At 47.1% G+C, this 20658-nt stretch carries 13 protein-coding genes; 7 read left to right on the forward strand and 6 right to left on the reverse strand.

Annotation, left to right across the window (positions count from 1 at the left end; genetic code table 11):
* Positions 1-270 precede the first annotated feature (270 nt).
* Positions 271-1209 carry a ribose-phosphate pyrophosphokinase gene (locus HMPREF9140_RS05675; protein ID WP_006952486.1) on the reverse strand — a complete coding sequence of 313 codons (939 nt, stop codon included), beginning with the start codon at positions 1207-1209 and terminating at the stop codon, positions 271-273.
* Positions 1210-1330: 121 nt separating this feature from the next.
* Between HMPREF9140_RS05675 and nspC the strand changes: the two genes are divergently transcribed.
* The 3 genes from nspC to HMPREF9140_RS05690 are packed head-to-tail and all read left to right on the forward strand — an operon-like array spanning position 1331 to position 3996.
* Positions 1331-2494, forward strand: coding sequence for a carboxynorspermidine decarboxylase (gene nspC / locus HMPREF9140_RS05680; RefSeq protein ID WP_006952487.1), 1164 nt, complete (start codon positions 1331-1333; stop codon positions 2492-2494).
* A 48-nt stretch (positions 2495-2542) separates the two neighbouring features.
* Positions 2543-3250, forward strand: a complete 708-nt coding sequence (locus tag HMPREF9140_RS05685; RefSeq protein WP_006952488.1) for a DnaJ domain-containing protein — start codon at positions 2543-2545, stop codon at positions 3248-3250.
* A gap of 26 nt (positions 3251-3276) precedes the next feature.
* Positions 3277-3996 (forward strand): SDR family NAD(P)-dependent oxidoreductase, encoded by a 720-nt coding sequence (locus tag HMPREF9140_RS05690; RefSeq protein ID WP_006952489.1) that lies wholly within the window; start codon positions 3277-3279, stop codon positions 3994-3996.
* Between the two features lie 1013 nt (positions 3997-5009).
* Here the strand turns inward: HMPREF9140_RS05690 and HMPREF9140_RS05695 are convergent.
* Positions 5010-6470, reverse strand: coding sequence for an aminoacyl-histidine dipeptidase (locus HMPREF9140_RS05695; RefSeq protein ID WP_006952491.1), 1461 nt, complete (start codon positions 6468-6470; stop codon positions 5010-5012).
* A gap of 48 nt (positions 6471-6518) precedes the next feature.
* A complete protein-coding gene (locus HMPREF9140_RS05700; RefSeq protein WP_006952496.1) occupies positions 6519-7514 on the reverse strand; it encodes a lysylphosphatidylglycerol synthase transmembrane domain-containing protein in 996 nt (331 codons plus the stop codon).
* A gap of 76 nt (positions 7515-7590) precedes the next feature.
* Here HMPREF9140_RS05700 and rsmA point away from each other — a divergent pair, with 76 nt between their 5' ends.
* The 4 genes from rsmA to HMPREF9140_RS05720 all read left to right on the forward strand — a co-directional run bounded on the left by rsmA (position 7591) and on the right by HMPREF9140_RS05720 (position 10809).
* Positions 7591-8385: a 16S rRNA (adenine(1518)-N(6)/adenine(1519)-N(6))-dimethyltransferase RsmA gene (gene rsmA, locus HMPREF9140_RS05705; RefSeq protein ID WP_006952497.1), complete on the forward strand. Its 795-nt coding sequence runs from the start codon at positions 7591-7593 to the stop codon at positions 8383-8385.
* Positions 8382-8855, forward strand: a complete 474-nt coding sequence (locus tag HMPREF9140_RS05710) for a GAF domain-containing protein (RefSeq protein WP_006952498.1) — start codon at positions 8382-8384, stop codon at positions 8853-8855. The genes rsmA and HMPREF9140_RS05710 overlap by 4 nt, the downstream gene beginning before the upstream one ends.
* Before the next feature lie 57 nt (positions 8856-8912).
* Entirely contained in the window at positions 8913-9296 is a 384-nt protein-coding gene (locus HMPREF9140_RS05715) for a rhodanese-like domain-containing protein (RefSeq protein ID WP_006952499.1), read from the forward strand.
* 142 nt (positions 9297-9438) lie between these two features.
* The gene (locus HMPREF9140_RS05720) at positions 9439-10809 is read left to right on the forward strand and encodes a hypothetical protein (RefSeq protein WP_006952500.1); all 1371 of its coding nucleotides are present in this window, start codon (positions 9439-9441) and stop codon (positions 10807-10809) included.
* Positions 10810-11928: 1119 nt separating this feature from the next.
* Here HMPREF9140_RS05720 and HMPREF9140_RS05725 read toward each other — a convergent pair.
* The 3 genes from HMPREF9140_RS05725 to HMPREF9140_RS05735 all read right to left on the reverse strand — a co-directional run bounded on the left by HMPREF9140_RS05725 (position 11929) and on the right by HMPREF9140_RS05735 (position 20114).
* Positions 11929-14481, reverse strand: coding sequence for an endonuclease MutS2 (locus tag HMPREF9140_RS05725; RefSeq protein ID WP_006952502.1), 2553 nt, complete (start codon positions 14479-14481; stop codon positions 11929-11931).
* A gap of 794 nt (positions 14482-15275) precedes the next feature.
* Positions 15276-18854, reverse strand: a complete 3579-nt coding sequence (gene nifJ, locus HMPREF9140_RS05730; protein WP_006952503.1) for a pyruvate:ferredoxin (flavodoxin) oxidoreductase — start codon at positions 18852-18854, stop codon at positions 15276-15278.
* A 75-nt stretch (positions 18855-18929) separates the two neighbouring features.
* A complete protein-coding gene (locus HMPREF9140_RS05735; protein WP_006952504.1) occupies positions 18930-20114 on the reverse strand; it encodes an ATP-binding protein in 1185 nt (394 codons plus the stop codon).
* Positions 20115-20658 lie beyond the last annotated feature (544 nt).

A 20658-nucleotide genomic window follows, 5' to 3' on the forward strand; every position in this document is an offset into this window, starting at 1 on the left:
TCAAAGAATAGATGCGCGCAGGTCTTTATCCATATGGACACATAGTTTTACGACTAAAAATACGTGAGTTCGATTTAAGAATCTGCTTCAGCCTACGAGGACCCACCAATGTATAGTAAACAGCGGAACGCTCGAGTGGGAGTCTCTACTAAACCGAACTCGCGTAAAAATAAAAAAGCCCGACACCGAGTATAGCGTCAGGCCTTTTTGATAGAAGAGTAAAATTATGTAAGTGGCCCTATGAACTTTCTTTATTTGTGTGTCATAGCGCTAGATTAAATACTGACTCGAGATGCTCTCGTTGCGAACAACTCGATTTATCGTTTCGGCGAACATGTCGGCTACCGAAATTTGTTTAACCTTAGAACATCTGTCGGTGTAGGGAATAGAATCGGTGAATACTATCTCTTCTAACGATGAGGCTTCAACGCGTTCGGTTGCTGGACCGCTCATCACGCAGTGCGATGCACAGGCGCGAATGCTTTTAGCTCCGGCGGCCTTCATGATGTCGGCAGCTTTGGTTATGGTTCCGGCGGTGTCGACCATGTCGTCTACTATCACGACGTTCTTGTCTTTCACATCACCAATGATTTGCATGCTGTCGACAACGTTGGCCCTTACGCGTGTTTTGTTGCAGAGAACTAGGGGACATCCGAGGTATTTCGCGTATGTGTTGGCGCGTTTCGAGCCGCCTACGTCAGGACTTGCAATTACCAAATCTTTCAGTCTAAGGCTTTGCAGATATGGCAGCAGCACTCCGCTTGCATAAAGATGGTCAACGGGCACGTCGAAGAATCCTTGAATCTGGTCGGCGTGTAAATCCATCGCCATAATTCGGTTCACTCCAGCCACGCTTAGCAGGTCGGCCACTAGTTTAGCTCCTATGCTAACGCGCGGTTTGTCTTTTCTGTCTTGTCTGGCCCATCCAAAATAAGGCATAACGGCTATTATGTTTCGTGCCGATGCTCTTTTAGCCGCGTCAATCATGAGTAGGAGTTCCATGAGATTGTCGGAATTTGGGAATGTGCTTTGAACAAGGAATACGTCTTTGCCTCGGATGCTTTGTTCGTAGGATACTACGAATTCGCCGTCTGAAAATCGTGTCACTGCAAGATTGCCAAGAGGGCATTCCAAACTGGCACAGATTTTCTCTGCAAGATATCTTGTTTTTGTGCCGGAAAACACTAGAAAGGAGTTGCTGTCGCTCATTTTTTCTTAAAAATTTTATGCTTGTTTTTGTGCCGGCAAAGGTATAGATTCTGTATTATATGTTGACAATTAAAGGTGGAATATACTTCATCTGCATAGAGTTATAATTACATTTGCAAACATGAAGATTAATCCCGAAACTTATTCAGAGCTAGCGTGTCCGACCTATATCTTGAACGAAACAAAACTGCGTCGGAATCTCGAAATAATTAGTCGCGTGAGCCGTTTGGCTGACGTTGAAATAATCCTCGCTTTCAAGGCTTATGCGCTTTGGAGAACCTTTCCGATTTTTCGCGAATATATCGGTGCAACTACAGCGTCGTCGTTGAACGAAGCGCGATTGGGCTTCGAGGAATTCGGGGCGCCCACGCATACGTTTTCGCCGGCCTACGAGGATAGCGAAATCGAGGAGATTGCGCGTTGCTCGTCGCACATAGTATTTAATTCGATGAGCCAATACGAGCGTTTTCGCGAACAGGTTCGGCAGGCAAACAGAGATATAAGCATCGGGCTACGGTTGAACCCGGAATATTCTGAAGTGGCCACGCTGCTGTATAATCCATGCGCTCCAGGAACGCGATTCGGAATTGCTTCCGATAAGCTTCCGAAAAAACTTCCCGACGATGTGAAAGGCTTCCACATTCATTGTCATTGCGAGAGCGGGAGCGACGTGTTTGCCAGAACTCTCAAGCATTTCGAGGCGCGATTCAGCCCGTGGCTCGAGCAAGTTGAATGGATGAACTTCGGCGGCGGGCATCTCATGACCCGAAAAGATTATGACATTCAGAATCTGATAGACATTCTGACAGGTTTCCGCCAACGATACCCGCACCTCAAAATAATAATGGAACCCGGGAGCGCTTTCGCCTGGCAAACTGGCGAGTTAGTGAGCCAGATTGTCGATATCGTGGAGCACGACGGAATAAAAACGGCAATTCTCAACGTGAGTTTCACCTGTCATATGCCCGACTGCCTTGAGATGCCTTATCAGCCCGAGGTTCGTCGTGCCAAAATCGTCGACGATACCAACGCTCGCTCTCCGCGGGTTTATCGACTCGGCGGAAACAGTTGTCTAAGCGGCGACTGGATGGGCTATTGGCAATTCGACCACGATTTACAGGTGGGCGAAAACATCATCTTCGAAGATATGCTGCACTACACCACCGTGAAAACAAATATGTTCAATGGCATACCACATCCCGACATAGCTCTGCTGCATGCCGACGGAGAACTCGAAACGCTACGGCGATTCACCTATGAAGATTATCGCTCGCGAATGGACTGATGGCATGTAGTTTGTAAAATGTTCTGAAAAGAAAAGGAGAATAAAACAATGGCATTCATAGATTATTACAAGATATTGGGTGTAGACAAAAACATACCCCAGAAAGATGTACGAGCCGCATATCGCAAGCGGGCAAAACAATTCCATCCCGACCTCAACCCGAGTGACCCCAAGGCAAAAGCCAAATTCCAGGCGCTCAACGAAGCCTATGAAGTGATTTCCGACCCGGCAAAGCGAGCCAAATACGATAAGTATGGTGAGAAATGGCAAAGCGCCGATGCTTTCGGGGGCGCGGCACAAGGATTTGGTTCAGGCGGAACATATCAATGGAACGGCGGAGGAGCCAATCCTTTCGAAGGATTCGACTTTAGCGGATTCGGCTCGGGAGGAGGCGGATTCAGCAGCTTCTTCCGCGACCTGTTCGGAGGCGGAACGAAACGGCACACAGCCCAGACCGACGACTACGGCGGTTTTAAACGGCAAAACACCGGACAAATGGAGGCGAACGTCGGTATAGACATCTACACCGCAATGCTAGGAGGAGAAGTGATTATCCAACTCGCAAGCGGACAGAAAGTGAAACTCAAAGTGAAACCCCTCACGCAGGGCGGCTCCAAAGTACGATTACGCGGAAAGGGTTACGACAGGGGCGACGGAACATTTGGCGACCTCATAATAACATACAACGTGAAACTGCCCACGCATCTTTCCGAACGACAAAAGGAACTGCTCTTGCAGATGCGCAACGCCGAATAAAAACACATCCCTAATTATAACGTATTATGAAAAGGTGTATAATCATCGGAGCATCTTCCGGATTGGGAAGAGGACTCGCAGAACTGTTGCTCAGCGACGGTTGGATGCTCGGAATTGCCGCCCGACGAACAGAACGGCTAGAAGAAATTCAAAACAAATCGCCACAGCAGGTTATCGCCCAGAAACTAGACGTTACAAAGCCCGAGGCGACACAACAACTCAGGCAACTCATCGAGAAATTAGGCGGTATGGACCTCTTCATCTACTCCGTCGGAATAGGTAAACGCAACCCCGACCTGGAAGAAGAAACCGAAATGGCAACCATGACTACAAACGTTATGGGATTCACACGCACCATCGGCGAGGCCTATCGCTATTTTGCCGCCCAAGGAAGCGGACACATTGTTAGCATCTCATCGGTTGCCGGAACGAAAGGCCTCGGCACCGTCCCGGCCTATTCGGCCAGTAAGGCTCTGCAAAAAACCTACATCGAAGCTCTTGAGCAACTGGCTAACAAACGCGGACTCCGAATTTCGTTCACCGACATTCGTCCCGGTTTCGTGAGTACCGAGATTTTGGTTGGCGACGACTATCCAATGCTGATGACCATTCCTCATGCCACCCGCTGCATTTGGAAAGCCATTCGCCGGAAGCGTCATGTTGCCATAATAGATTGGCGCTGGAATATATTCACCCGCCTTTGGGCCCTTATTCCGCGCTGCATATGGCGTCGTATCAAGCTTTAGAATCATCAGCCCGCTCCTTTGAAATCGAAACACACCCCCCTCCCCTAATTTTCCAATCCTCGGTGCCCATTTATTCAGCACCGAGGATTTTTTCTTATAAGTCCAAGTATCTTTTTAGCGATGGCACAACCGGATTAGTCTAAGTAAATGGCCATGGTATATATGAACAAAGCGGTTATATCCACCCGTTCGTTCACTTTTAGCATTACCTAGCTGAAAAGGATATATGTTATTCTGAACTGTCAAAACCATCTCTCGGAGGAAATTGATGCAGAGTGAGGGTCATGCAATGTTCTCCCGGATAAAATCGACGCAAAATGAGGGTCACGCAACGCTCCCCCGGAGAAAATTGATGCAGAGTGAGGGTCACACAACGCTCTCGCAGATAAAATCGATGCAGAGTGAGGGTCACACAACGCTCTCCCGGAGAAAATCGATGCAGAGTGAGGGTCATGCAATGCTCTCCCGGAGGAAATTGATGCAGAGTGAGGGTCACGCAATGCTCTCCCGGAGAAAATTGATGCAGAGTGAGGGTCACGCAACGCTCCCCCGGATAAAATCGACACAGAGTGAGGGTCATGCAATGCTCTCCCGGATAATATTATGCCGTCCTTGTCGGACGGGAGGGCGGACAGACACGGGGTCTGTCCCTACATGCGGCCTATCGGCCGAGTCCCATAACATTTCTCCTACCTATCCGTCTGTTTTTTACACCAATTCGGGCGGAACGTCCGCATGTAGGGACAGACCCCGTGTCTGTCCGCCTCTCTGCCAATTCGGTCTACCGACCGTATAACATATTTCGCACCTGCTATGTGGTCTGGTATTTGTCGGGCGGAGGGCGGAAAGCAAATCGCCCCTCGGGGTCTGTCCCTACATGCGGCCTGTCGGCCGAGTGGAAGATTCTTTTAAACCGAACTCACATATCCTTCAATATCGGGATGTGACCTAAACAAAGAAAGGGCCCGACAAAAATGCCGGACCCAGACTAACTAATGAAAAACAACTTGTACTTATTTACTTGGGATTTCTTCGAGAGTTTGAACAAGCAGGTTCCAGAAAGGTTCTGCAGAGGAAATTTCAAAACGCTCGGTGGTTGTGTGCGGACTGCGAATGGTGGGCCCTAGGCTAACAACGTCCATACCGGGATATTTGCCCAGGATTATGGAGCATTCCAAACCTGCGTGGTCTACCTGAACAATGGCGTCTTCGCCGTTTTGCTCTTTGTAGATTTTCTTAAGCAGATCCAGGATTTCGCTGTCGGGGTTCGGATCCCAACCGTTATAGCTTGCACTAAATTCGGTTTTCATTCCGGCCATGTTGAAGCAGCTTTCTATTTGTGTGCTGAGATATTCCTTCATATCCTCGCGCGACGAACGTGCAAGAATCTTTATCGAGGCTTTTCCGCCTTCGATGTCGATTATCGCTAGGTTCGACGATGTTTCGACTACGCTCGGATAAACGGGAATCATTCTCAACACACCATTGTGGCATGCATAGATAGCGTCGATGAGATTATCTTGTATTTCAACCGGAAGAAGAGTTTTTGGGTTCTCTACTTCTTCGGCGAAGAACTCGATGTTCTTTTCGACTTCAATGGTTTTAAATTCGTCGGCAACAGCCGCGCGTTGGTTTTCAACGAGTTTCTTTAGGGACTCCAGATTTGCTTTTGGCAAGGCCAGAGTTGTTTCAGCTTTGAAGGGGATGGCATTGCGCATGTTTCCGCCGTGCCATGCAACCAACCGGGCATCAAGCTCGGCGATTGCCTTACGAACCAATCGAACCATTTCTTTGTTGGCATTGGCTCGCCCTTCGTTAATCTCCAGGCCGGAGTGACCTCCGCGCAAACCTTTGAGGGTGATTTTAACGGCACATTCCTGGTCGTTTTCAACCTCTTTGTATTCGAGCGTCGAGGTAACATCTATTCCTCCTGCTGATCCAATCACGAATTTTCCCCATGTTTCTGAGTCGAGGTTCATTAGTATGTCGCCCCGGAGTTCACCTTTGGGCAAGTCGTTTGCCCCGAACATTCCGGTTTCTTCATCCTTGGTGATAAGGCCTTCGATAGGGCCGTGTTTAAGGGTGTTGCTTTCCATGACGGCCATGATGGCTGCCACGCCTATTCCGTTGTCGGCTCCGAGAGTTGTATTGTTTCCGTAAACCCATCCGTCGGTGATATGCGTTTCGATTGGGTCGGTCTCGAAGTTGTGTTTACTATCGGGACTTTTTTGCGGAACCATATCCATGTGTGCTTGCATGGTCACGGTTTTGCGGTTCTCGTAACCGGGTGTTGCTGCTTTGCGCATCAAAATGTTTCCGGCAGGGTCGAGGAATGCTTCTACACCTGCTTTTTGTGCGAAGTCGAGTAAGAACTTCTGCACCTTTTCCAAATGTCCTGACGGGCGAGGAACCTTTGTGAGGTCATCGAAATTGCGCCAAAGGCCTTCGGGTTTTAGATTTCTGATTTCACTCATAATTGTATCTTTTAAAAGGTTATATAAATAAATAGAGTTCTGTTTTGATTATTGCACCGCCACCCGACTTGTGAAGTTGAGCGACATCCATGCGTATATTCCAAGAAAAACAACGAGAAGGGTTTGAATCGTGTGCACTATCAGCACAAAATAGAGGGCTCGCACTTCTACCACTCCATAGAGCAACAACATTGTTTTCACTGCGAAATGCCACGAGCCGGCTCCATTGGGCGTAGGAACAATTACTGCCACCGAACCAACGACAAAGCAAACCAGTGCGCAGATTATTCCGAGGTTAGATGTAGCGTCGAAGCAAAAGAACGTGAGATAGAAGTGCAGAAAATAACTTCCCCAAATAGCCAAGCTATAGAATAGAAAGAGCGGAATGTTGTGAACTTCGCGCAAGGATATGATTCCTTGCCAGATAGATTTGAACGTTTCGCGCACCTTGTCGTAGACCGTCAGCTGGCGAAGAACAAAATAAAGTAATACTCCTACGGCCAGGGCGCAAATTCCTGTGATAAACCATCCCGTCGCAGAGAACATTCCTAGAACATCGTTTATTCTAGTTCCGGTTTTTGAGAAGAATGTTCCGAACACGCGAATCTGCATAATGAACGATATGGCGGTAATAAGTAGCACCAGAATAGTGTCGACAACTCTTTCGGTGACCACCGTTCCCAATGCTTTCGGAAACGAAACGTGGTCGTAGCGATGCAGAACGCCACAACGCGCAAACTCGCCGACACGAGGAATCACCAGACTCAAAGCATACGACAGAAACACAGCATTCACACAATTAGTCTTGCGGGCATGCTCGTTCATCGGCTCGAGCATTTGCTTCCATCGCCATCCGCGAAACGCCTGTGCCAAGATTCCGAAAGGCAACGAAAGCAGCATCCAAGTCCAATTCATCTGATGAAGCAAAACATCCATCATCTTCGAGAAATCGAACCCCCGATACATCCAATAAAGAATGCCACCGCCAAGTATGAGCGGTAGCATTATTCGTGTGAAATTATCGGCTATTTTTCTGGTTTTCATTGCACGGGCAAAGATATGGAATTTGAAAAAAAGGACAAAAAAAGAATACCTTTGCCCGTGTAAACACAGATTATTCATGAAGGCCGTAAAACCCAAGAAAAAACTCGGACAACACTTCCTCACAGATCTCGATATCGCACGCCGAATTGCCAATACCGTCGACACCTGCCCCGACCTACCCATTCTCGAAATCGGACCGGGCATGGGAGTGCTCACCCAGTTTCTTGTCGAAAAGCAACGACAACTCAAGGTTGTAGAAATCGATTCAGAAAGTGTCGCCTATCTAAACGAACGGTTTCCTCGGCTCAGCGATAACATCATCGGTGCCGACTTCCTCAAAATGAATCTCGCCAACGTTTTCCAAGGCCAACCATTCGTGCTCACGGGCAATTATCCCTACGACATTTCGTCGCAAATTTTCTTCAAGATGCTCGATAATAAAGAACTCATCCCCTGTTGCACCGGTATGATTCAGCGTGAAGTGGCCCAGCGCATGGCCGCACAACCGGGAAGCAAAGCCTACGGCATATTGTCTGTATTAATGCAAGCGTGGTATGAGGTTGAATATCTATTCACGGTAGGCGAGCACGTGTTCAACCCACCACCCAAGGTTAAAAGCGCTGTCATCAGGCTAACTCGAAACGCAACAATAAACTTAGGATGCGATTGGCTGCTATTTCGGCGGCTGGTGAAAACCGTTTTCGGTCAGCGAAGGAAAATGTTACGTGTAAGCCTACGTCAAATATTCCCCTCACCTCCCAACGACGATTTTTATCAGCATCCATTTATGATTCTACGACCAGAACAGCTCTCAATTCAACAATTTGTAGAGCTCACCAATATAGTTGAACAACAATTGAAAACACAATGAACAAAGCCGAAACCTATGAAATGCTTCTAAAGCAGATTGAATCGCTCATCGAGGGCGAACACAACGAAATCAGCGTACTCGCAAACGTCTCATCAGCCATCCACCATGCTTTCGACAACTTCTTTTGGACCGGATTCTATCTTGAGACAAATCAAGGCGAACTTTCTCTGGCTCCATTCCAAGGTACTCCGGCCTGCTACAGAATTCCTTCTGGCCGCGGAGTTTGCGGAACAGCTTTCGCTGAGAATCGCACTTTGGTTGTGCCCGACGTCGAGAAATTTGATGGGCATATTGCTTGCAGTTCTCTCTCGCGCTCGGAGATAGTTGTACCCATCATTAGTCCTAAAGGAACACCAATCGGAGTGCTTGACATCGACAGTCGCGACCTCAACACATTCGATGAAACCGATGCTCACTATCTTGAACGTATAATGGACATCGTTTCCCACAACCTCTACTCCTCACGATAAAAGAGTCGCATTCGTCTGCTCGCATTCGGGAAAGCTCATTATTTAACAACAATGATTATGAAAAAACTTTTTCTAGCAATTTGCGCAGCCTTAGGCTGTTCCATGGGCGCCACTGCCCAAAACGCATTCGACAATATGAATGTGAAAGATTTTGAAGCATTGATTACCTCCGATTCCATTCAGGTGCTCGATGTACGAACACCCGCCGAGTTCAGCGATGGTCATATCAAAGGTGCTATCAACATCAACGTGCTCGACTCTTCATTCATGAATGTGGCCCGGCAGAAACTAGATAAAGGCAGAATGATTGCCATTTATTGCCGCTCAGGTAAACGTTCGGCCATGGCTTGTTCACGCCTCGCCGGAGAGGGTTATCGTACAACCAATTTGCTCGGCGGAATAATCGCCTGGACAAAGGAGCAACGTCCCGTGGTTAAATAGGCTTACCACGGGAATCACCTAGCTACACTTAGGACAATCCCGGGCACAGGTAGGTGAGCACAGCCTTGGCTCGGAATACGCCAAAGATAATTTTGCAAGCAATCGAATAACAAAATGTATAACTCTTTAATGTAACTGAATCATGAGAAGTCAATTCATCCTTATGGCAACAGCCCTAGCGGGAGTGTTAGGACTGAGTTCATGCGGCGCTCTTTTAGCGCTCGACACAAGTGGCGGAGTGGCAGTTCGCACAACCGACTACAACCCTGGCTACGGCTACGGTTCATATCGTCTGGGCTACGATGAGGCCCGGAGGCAGGCTCTGTTTCTTTCAGACAAGATGGCATACGAGCTGGCTCTGAACGAGGCACAATTCGAGGCTGTATATGAAATCAATCTCGACTATCTGCTCAACATGCGCGGCGAACGAAGCATATACGGAGACTATTGGGTAAGAAGAAACAGTGACATGTTCTATGTGCTCAACCCGACGCAATACAACGTGTTTGTAAATTATGATTATTTCTATCGGCCGGTGTCGTGGACGAATAATTACTACTCGTACAACATCTACAATTACTACGACAACTCGGTTTATTATTATAATCAGCCGGTTTATTACGACTCCTATCGCGGCGGACGGAACCAGCTTTCCAACAGCTACTATGCCGGCCGATTCGGAGAGCGTACTGGAAGTCCTATTATAATAAATCCGTCTGACAACAACTATCAAGGCAGTCGCGGTTACAAAGACTACAGAGGCGGAGCCGTTGAACGAAGCGGTTCGACTCCTAGTCGTTCGTTCGGAAATGTACAGAATAACGATTACAGATCGCGCGACACTCGCTCTTTCTCTGGCAGCAACAATCAACGTTCGTTCGGAGGTGGTCAAACAGCCCCATCACGTAGCGTGACTTCAAATAGCTTCGGTGGTTCAAGACAGACTTATGACCAGCAACGGTCATCGTCATCATCGTCGACAACCACAACTCCCAGTCGTTCGTTCGGAAACAGTTCATCAACACCATCACGCAGCACCAATACAAACTCTGACAGCTTCGGCGGTTCACGTCAGAACTATGACCAGCAACGGTCATCATCATCGTCGACAACAACTCCCAGTCGTTCGTTCGGAAACAGTTCGTCGACAACAACAACTAGGTCCTACAGTAACAGTTCATCGACAACAACAGCTCCCACTAGGTCATTCGAAAGCAGTTCGTCAACACCATCACGCAGCACCAATACAAACTCTGGCAGCTTCGGCGGTTCGCGTCAGAACTATGACCAGCAACGGTCGTCATCATCGAGCTCTACATCGTCGTCGAGTTCATCAGCTCCCACTCGCTCATTCGGAAACAGCTCATCGGCACCCTCACGTAGCACCAGCTCCGGCAGTTTCGGCGGCTCTCGCCAGAATATCAACAGCAGTACGCAATCTCAGCCATCCAGCTCATCCGGTAGTACTACAGCCCCGAGCCGTTCGTTTAGCTCCACGCAGGTCTACAATTAATCATCAAGAGGAAATCCTGCCAGGCCGGTGTGTGTTGATGCAAATCAAGCTCGTTGATACCAGTCAAAAAGAATGCCTCGACTATATAAAAACCATCCGTTCAGGCATTCAACAAGATATTCGTCAGCCTATCTTTGCCACACGATTTTAACAGAAAGGATTGTTTAAATTATGGATAGATTAGTAACAATGAACAAAAAGTTCGATACAACGGCTGATATTCGCTACATGCAAATTCAGAATGCCCGTCGCAAAGCTTTAGACCCGAAAACAAAACGGATTTAAGTTTCCGAAAGGCAGAACAAGATTAAAACAAAAACTCAAAAGGAGGATGTTCCAGTGAATCGGAATATCCTCCTTTTATTTTCTCTGATTATACTATTTCTCTAACCATTCTACTGGTTATTATTAATTATAATTTCTCGCATTGACAATGCCTTGATTAGTATTTTATTTTTAGAATAGGCATTGATAATGCTCTTATTATAATTTTATTTCAACTACTCGCATTAATAATGCTCTAACTAGAATTTTATTTTAGCAATACGCATTATCAATGCCTTAACTAATATTTTATTTTAAGCACTCGCATTGATAATGCCTTAACTAATATTTTATTTTAAGCACTCGCATTGATAATGCCTTAACTAATATTTTATTTTAAGTACCCGCATTGATAATGCCTATAGTATAAATAATATTTTACATATACCGATAATATTTCTATATGGATAAAATGATTCATACTATCGGAGCTAAAATATCCGTCAACTAAACACTTTAATCTAGCCGGCCGATTAAGTTCACGTTCCGTGTCATATAAATATGTTCTATACCATTGCGTTCAGAACTCTAAAATATTAATAGAATACGCGAGTTCTGTTTAGGAGAAGTTCCCATTAAGCTATCGACCGCCTGTAGGGACAGACCCCGTGTCTGTCCGAGCCCCATTCCAATTCGGTCTACCGACCGTATAACATTGACGGACGGACGAACAGGCTGGCAGATGGGCGGACAGACACGGGGGCTGTCCCTACAGGCGGGCATTCCGCCCGAGTTAGCACCCATGTCTATCATTCATAAACACCTCTTCCGTCGGCGGAAGAGGTGTTTTGTTTTTTAAAGCTCCACAATAGTAATGCCGCTCCCGCCGAACTGCACGTGTTCGTCGTGGAAGGAACGAACGTTGGAGAGGGTTGAGAGATATTGACGAATCATTTGTCTAAGGATTCCATTGCCCTTGCCGTGGAGGATTCGAACCTGTGAAACGCCAACTAAAATGGCGTCGTCAATGAAATATTGTACCTGCGTGAGAGCCTCCTCCGTACGTTCGCCGCGAACATCGAGCTCGGATTTGAAGTGTTTGCGATGCTGGTCGATTGTTTCGCGCGTTTCGCGACTGTAGTTGAAGGCTTGGAATTGCTTCTTTTGTTTTTCAACGGTAGATGTATCGGCGTTTTCGAGTCGTGCAAGCTGCACTCTTGTTCGAACGCTGCCGAATATAACCGTGGCCTGATTGCCATCGATGTGTTCCACCCTTCCAATGGAGTCGAGCCCCTTCATCTTTACTGTCGCGCCGGGAACAATCGTCGATTTGGTAAGGTGACGAGAGGTTGCGGCGGCTTTGTGCTGTTCGGCCTTACGTTGTTTGTGCTGTTCGTGTCGGTCGCGACGGTTTTTAATTCTTTGAAGTTCCTTTTTGAAGTCATCGGGATTCATCAAACCGCTGTCGAGCGATGTTTGGGTGGCAGAATGTGGTTCGTTGACAGTGATAACTGCCGATTCATAATCGGTCAACTGCTGACGGATACGCTTAGTTTCTTCCTTCTCGGCCTGCTTTTCGCGAATCTCGCGTATGGCATTCTCGATTCGCTTATTGCTTTCGCGAAACATCTCCTGCACCTGTTCTTTAGTGCGGTTTAAAATCTCTTTCCTACTGTTTTCCAGCTGCGAAATCCGCTCTTCGTACTGTTGAATCTTCCTCTCAAGTTCCTTTTCACGACTGTGAATGGTTTGCCGCTTGGCTTCCCAATATCGTTTGTCACGCACGATGTCTTGCAGATACTTGTCACTTTGAATATAGTCGGTTCCGACGATTTCAGAAGCCTCGTCGATGACAGCTCTGGGCAGTCCGGTTTTGCGAGCAATTTCGATTGCGAACGAACTTCCGGGTCTGCCGATTGCCAACTGGAATAAAGGCCGCATTTCGTGGCGGTCGTAGAGCATGGCACCGTTGACAACGCCAGGATGCCCTTCAGCAAAGTGCTTCAAATTCTGATAGTGAGTAGTTATCACAGCCCAAGCTTGCCGCTGCCAGAACTGTCTGAGAACAGACTCGGCTATGGCTCCGCCAATCTGCGGTTCGGTGCCAGTACCGAACTCGTCGATAAGAATGAGCGTACTGTCGTTGGCCTGCCGAATCATTTGCTTCATGTTAGTGAGGTGCGATGAATATGTGCTGAGGTCATTCTCGATGCTCTGCTCGTCGCCGATATCAATCATTATGTTGTCGAAGATTCCCACCCTGGAACGGTCGGCCACGGGAATAGCCAGTCCGCATTGCAACATGTATTGAAGTAAGCCCACGGTTTTCAAACAAACCGACTTGCCACCTGCATTAGGACCGGAGATAATAAGGATTCTTTTCTCGGGAACTAGTTGAATGTCGAGCGGAATTATACCCGTCCCTTTCCGTTCGAGTGAGCGTTGCAGAAGCGGATGGACAGCACGAATCCAGTCGATAAACGGCTCGCTATGCACCTCCGGCTCAAAAGCCTTGAACAGTTTGGCGAGCTCGGCCTTGGCTCGGATGAAATCAATCTTCGCCAAGAAACGATAAGAGTCTAGGAGTTCGGCTGTATGCGGGCGAATCTTCTTAGTGAGTTCGCGAAGAATCCTTATAATCTCTCGCCGCTCCTCATTCTCGAGTTCGCGAATCCGGTTGTTGGCCTCTACCACTTCAGTGGGCTCAACATACACCGTGCGACCAGATGCGCTCTCGTCGTGAACAATGCCCGAAATCTTACGCTTCAGTCCTTGGGCAACAGGAATAACCAGACGCCCGTCACGTAACGTCGGAGCAACATCGTGCTCGACAACTCCATCACTCTGGGCCGACCGCAATATGGCGTGCAATGTGCGTGAAATACTGTGTTCTGTTCGGGAGAGCTCGTTACGAATCTGTAGCAGCTCGGGGGAGGCATTGTCACGCATATTGCCAAGTTTGTCGATTATCTGCGCTATTCGTTGCACCAATTCCGGGAAAGTAGCAATGCCATCTGCCAACGCGTAGAGCGCCGGATAAGCAGGCTTCACCTCGTCGTGAATTATTTCTTCGCCCCGACTCAAAAATGCAATGATGTTGATAATCGTTTCCATGGAACGCTTCAAATCGAACAACTCGTCAATCTCCAAATGCGTTCCCTCTAAACGAATACGTGTAATGCTCTGCCTCACGTCGAAGAAGTTATCCAGCGGAAAATCATCGGCTTCCTCCCCGATGCGTCGAAACTCGCGAAGCTCTTCCAATCTACTATTTATATAGTTGCAATCGGTTGTGAAACTCATTTCGTCCACTTCCTCCTTACCGAGCGTTGACAAACAACGCTCTTTTAAAAGCAACCTGATTTCGTTGAAACCAATCTTATCTTCAAAATTATCCGGATAAATCATTTCTTACCATTCTTTAATCCTCCTCCTGACCACATTTCAGCCCGAAGGTTTGCAAAATTAAACAGATACCCATAATTAATCGTGAACATCAACTCAACAAAACTCATAGCCCTATAGAACTACAAACTCGCAAGCTGGAAAACTACTAACCTTTTGACGTATGTCAACAATGATGACGATATAAAGCTTTTCATGCCATAATATTTTCAACTACAAGCATTGCTTACCTACCTTTGCATTGTTCAAACGGACACTATACTTGGTAGTTAAAGTTACGTTCAAAGAAAGTCTCAATAGGTATTAGTTCTGTAGGTAAGAGAATAGATTGTTTTTCAGGATTTCAAATAGGATTAATTTAGGTAATTAAGATTGTTCAGAGATAATAAAGCCACTTACATGATACGTTGTTTTTAAGGTTTAATTGATTAAAGTTTACAGGAGAGACACTTTCAGGCTGTCTGTTGACAGTCAAGAGTGCACAACAGAGGATAAAAGCCTCAAGTTGTGCACTTTTTTCGTATATAGGGAATAGTTGTCTTCAGACCTAATGACCGATTGGGAGTAATAAATAGAGTACAATACCCTTGTATAAGGGTGTAGTACACCTTTGGTGAAGGGTACAGTACACCTTTAGTGAAGGGTGTACTGTACCTTGGGCGAAACGTCGAGTTCTGGAGAATAACATACTGAAAAGCATTCACCTTCTTTTATATGGAACTCGCGTAGAATGATAGTGGGAGGAAAACGACGTAAGTTGTTTTCCTCCCACTTATTGAAGAGCTAGAAGAAAAGGGTTAGGCCGGTTGACTCCAATCTTCTTGCGTTTTTCGAACGTAGCTTTGATAGCGTAACTTGGCCATATCTTCGGCTGCTTTGAAAAGCTCGTCACCTTCGTTAGGATAGGCTTTCTTCACGGAGAGGAAACGAACTTCGCTCATGAGGAAGTCTTGGAACTTCGACCAATCGGGAGCTTTCGAATCGAGCGAGAAGGGATTCTTACCTTCATTGGCCAGCTGTGGATTGTAGCGCCACAGCTGCCAGTAGCCGCATTCAACAGCACGTGCCTCCTGAGCCTGACTGCGACCCATACCTCCCTTGACCTTCAGACCGTGATTGATACAAGGAGAATAGGCGATGACGAGCGATGGACCGGGATAGGCTTCAGCTTCGCGGATGGCTTTGAGAGTTTGGGCGTTGTCTGCACCCATGGCTATTTGGGCAACGTAGACATAGCCGTAAGTAGTTGCCATGAGACCGAGGTCTTTCTTGCGAACACGTTTTCCTTTTGCAGCAAACTGTGCGATGGCACCTAGCGGAGTAGATTTGGAACTCTGTCCGCCAGTATTGGAATAAACCTCAGTATCGAGTACGAGGATATTTACATCTTCGCCCGATGCGATGACGTGGTCAAGACCGCCGTAGCCAATATCGTAGGATGCACCGTCACCGCCGATTATCCACTGGCTACGTTTAACCAAATAATGATCGAGCGTTTGAAGTTCTTTGCAAACAGGGCAATTTGCAATGGTAGCGCCGTCGTTAATTACTTGTCTAAGCTTCGGAGCCAGCTCTTTTGTCTTATCGGCGTCGAACATGTTGTCAATCCATTCTTGCATCAATTCCTTGGCGTTAGCAGGCGTGTGCTCATTTTCGATTGCCTGATTGAAAAGATTCACGATACGTTCGCGCATCTTCTTATTTCCCAACTCCATACCTAGGCCGAACTCGCAGAAATCCTCAAATAGCGAGTTGTTGAATGCCGGGCCTTGTCCCTGTGCGTTTGTGGTGTAGGGAGTGGATGGCACGGAGGCCGAGTAGATAGATGAGCATCCGGTGGCATTGGAAATCATTTCGCGGTCGCCAAAGAGCTGAGAAATTAACTTGACATAGGGCGTTTCGCCGCATCCGGCACATGCGCCCGAAAACTCGAAGAGCGGTTGAGCGAACTGTGAGTTTTTAGCGTTTGCGCTGATGTCTACGAGGTACTGCTTGCTGGTAACGTTCTTTACAAGATAATTCCAGTTGGCTGCTCTATGTTCGGCTTCTTCCTCGCCGGCTACGAATGGCACCATTGCGAGGGCTTTATTGCCTTTCTTACCAGGGCAAACGTCGGCACAATTGCTGCATCCGGTACAGTCGAGTACTGAAACTTCGATTCGGAATTGCATTCCTTTGAGCTGTTTCGGCGCGAGAATGTCTAGCGTAGTTTCGTTGAAACCGGCCTTCTCGGTTTCGTCGAGTACGAATGGGCGTATGCAACCGTGTGGACAAACGTACGAGCATTTGTTGCACTGTATGCAGTTATCGGCTGTCCATTCAGGAACGAAGGCTGCTACACCTCGCTTGTCGAAAGCTGCCGTGCCTACGCTCCATGTTCCGTCGGCTGTGCCGTGGTTTACGAAGTCGGATACTTTTAGAAGATCGCCTGCCTGAGCGTTCATCGGTCGAACCAGTTCTTTTACGAATGCCGGAGCGTCGTCGGTCTTGGCGGCATCTTCAGGCAGATTAGCCCATGCCGGGTCAACGGCTAACCTTTTATATTCATTGCCGCGGTCGACGGCTGCATAGTTCTTATCGACTACATCTTGACCTTTCTTACTGTAGCTCTTCTCGATAAACTTCTTCATCTGGTCGACGGCAAGATCGAGCGGAATAACTTCCGTGATACGGAAGAAAGCCGACTGCAAGATGGTGTTGGTGCGATTACCAAGACCTATTTCCTGAGCAATCTTGGTTGCGTTGATATAGTAGACGGTGATATTATTCTGTGCAAAATACTTCTTCACCTTATTTGGTATGAAACTGATTAGTTCTTCACCGTCGAACACGGTGTTGAGCAGGAATGTTCCATTCTTACGAAGCCCGCGAGTCACATCATACATGTTGAGATATGCTTGAACATGACATGCAACGAAGTTAGGCGTGTTTACCTGATAGGTTGAGTGGATTGGCGAATCACCGAAACGTAAATGCGAACAGGTGAATCCGCCCGACTTCTTGGAGTCGTAGGAGAAATAGGCCTGACAATGCTTATCAGTGTTGTCGCCTATAATCTTAACGGAATTTTTGTTTGCTCCCACGGTTCCGTCGGCCCCGAGTCCATAAAATTTAGCCTCGAACATGCCTTCGCCACCAAGCGGAATTTCCTCGACCTCGGGCAGGGATGTGAAGGTTATGTCATCCACGATTCCTACAGTAAAGTGGTTCTTGGGTTCAGGAAGTTCAAGGTTATCATATACGGCGATTATCTTGGCCGGTGTGGTGTCGGCCGAACCTAATCCATATCGTCCGCCAACAATGAGGGGTTTGTTTTCAACATCGTAGAACGCACTCTTCACGTCAAGATAGAGCGGTTCACCTTCTGCTCCGGGTTCTTTGGTACGGTCGAGCACGGCTATACGCTTCACGCTTTTCGGAACGGCAGCAAGAAGATGCTTCACCGAGAACGGACGATAGAGATGCACGGCTACCATACCTACTTTCCGGCCTTGACTAGTTAGATAGTCGATGGCTTCGCGAGCAGCTTCAGTTGCCGAGCCCATAAGAATGATAATGTTTTCGGCATCAGCGGCACCGTAGTAGTCAAACAAATGGTACTCCCGACCGGTTATCTTCGAAAGCTCGCCCATGTAGTGCTCAACGATTTCGGGCACGTTTTCATAAGCCGAGTTACTGGCTTCGCGATGGGCAAAGAACGTTTCGGGATTCTCGGCTGTGCCTCGAACAACAGGACGTTCGGGAGTCATTGCGCGGTCGCGGAAGCGTTTGATATCAGTTTCATCAACTAGCGGACGAATATCGTCATCGCTCAGGCTTTCAATTTTATGATATTCATGCGACGTGCGGAATCCGTCGAAGAAATTGATGAACGGAATCGATGTTTTCAGCGATGCCAAATGGGGGACGGCTGAAAGGTCCATAACCTCCTGAACAGAACCCGAACAGAACATTGCAAAACCGGTTTGACGACAGGCCATCACATCCTGATGGTCGCCGAAAATGCAGAGTGCATGGCTTGCCAGTGTGCGGGCCGACACGTTGAAAACGCACGGTAGTTGTTCGCCCGCAATTTTATACATGTTCGGAATCATCAGCAACAGTCCCTGCGATGCGGTGAACGTTGTTGTGAGGGCGCCTGCCTGTAACGAACCGTGTACTGCTCCGGCTGCTCCGCCCTCTGATTGCATTTCTTGAACGCTAACGGTTTGTCCCCAAAGATTCTTCCTACCGCGGGCCGACCATTCGTCGACATGCTCGGCCATCGGTGACGACGGCGTGATAGGATAGATTGCTGCTACTTCGGAGAACATGTAACTCACGTGAGCGGCGGCCTCGTTGCCGTCGCAAGTGATAAACTTCTTTTCTTTAGCCATTTTCTTAACCTATTAAATGAATAATTATTTTATAATGTTTATGTGTATCGTTATCTTGGAATCGCTTTGTCATCGTCAGTAGAGAAATCCTAGAAGCCAGAGCGGAATTTTATTGCCTATCCCTACTTCGGTGTTGTATCGGAAGTAGAACATTCCTTCTTCGAATCGTATTTTATGCTTCTCGGCGTCGTACACTCTAAATCTCTTCTCGCCATCTATGAGATAGGTTCCTCGCTTCTTGTCCTGATTCACCTTATGGTCTTTCCAAAGAGCATTCACCATGAATGTTTCCATCACGTTCGACTGTTCGGCAAGGATAGGATAGATGGCGTAAATCAGGTTCGAGTTATTCATCATCACCCGGGCTGGCTTCTTTGGAAAATCCTCTCCTATAGGATAGAGGATATTTAGCAAACGGGCGTCGGAGAGGTATTTTATGTAGTTCATCACCGTTGCCCTACTCGTGTTTATTTCCTTCGCAAGATTACTGATGTTAGGTGTTTGTGGCATTTCAAGCGAGAGGTGATAGAAGAGCTTCTTGATTTTGGTAAGATATTTCAGCTCAATTTGTTTTATGAGCAAAATGTCGACCTCGGTCATCATATTCATTGTCTTCAGAAGATTCTCCGAGAAATTGCGATTTTCCAGAAAGAAGGGATAGAATCCGTGATGAATATAGTTTTGGAAATGCTCAATCGGTCTAACCTTCGGGAGAATCTTCTTCACAATCTGTTCGTGATTCATCAGAATATCATCAAGCGAATAAGGTTCAAACTGTTCGCCGGTTTCTAGATTCAAGAACTCCCTGAACGAAAAACCCGTGAGATTATATCCTTTCACTATTCCGTTGAGTTCCGGGTTCTCCTCTTTAAGTCGCATAACGCTCGACCCCGTGAAAACTATCTTCAGCTCCGGGAACAAGTCGTGACATCTTCTGAGTTCACTACTCCAATTGGGTTGTTTGAATACCTGGTCGATGAGCAACACTCTACCTCCGCCATGATAGAATTCTCCGGCAAAGTCGGCAATTCCTCGTCCATGAAAGTAGAAGTTGTTCATGTTCACATAGAGACATTGCCTGTCACGTGACCCAAATTTTTCCTTTGCATATTGCAACAGGAAAGTGGTTTTTCCTATTCCGCGAGTGCCTTTAATACCAATCATACGATGATTCCAGTCGATTTCGTCCATCAATCGTCGTCTAACCGGAGCGTCTATATGCTCTACGAGATAGTTGTGAGTGCGGAAAAATGCATCCATCTTGTTCATTTGTGTTGCCAGAGCCCTTTTCTCTTATAGCCATCCTGAATTCAACGAAAAGAGTCTGCTTTGTTGCTTGCAAAAGTAATGTATTTCAATAAGATTGCAAACCACGGATTACAACATCCTATTTTCACAGCTCGAATTAGCATTCGTAGAGTCGTACCCTATCGTTTGAATTAGCATACTCAAGATGGGGTTGGCGAGAAGCCTTTGTAACCTTACAAAATCGATATTACCATCGGCGGGAACGTTTTGTAAGATGCAGAAAGGAAAAAACCAACGGTGGGAAGACTTTGTAACATTACAAAATCGATATTACCATCGGCGGGAACGTTTTGTAAGCTGCAGAAAGGAAAAAACCGGCGGTGGGAAGACTTTGTAACATTACAAAATCGATATTACCATCGGCGGGAACGTTTTGTAAGCTGCAGAAAGGAAAAAACCGGCGGTGGGAAGACTTTGTAACATTACAAAATCGATATTAACCATCGGCGGGAACGTTTTGTAAGCTGCAGAAAGGAAAAAACCAACGGTGGGAAGG

It is taken from the genome of Prevotella micans F0438, from assembly GCF_000243035.1.
Lineage (GTDB): Bacteria > Bacteroidota > Bacteroidia > Bacteroidales > Bacteroidaceae > Prevotella > Prevotella micans.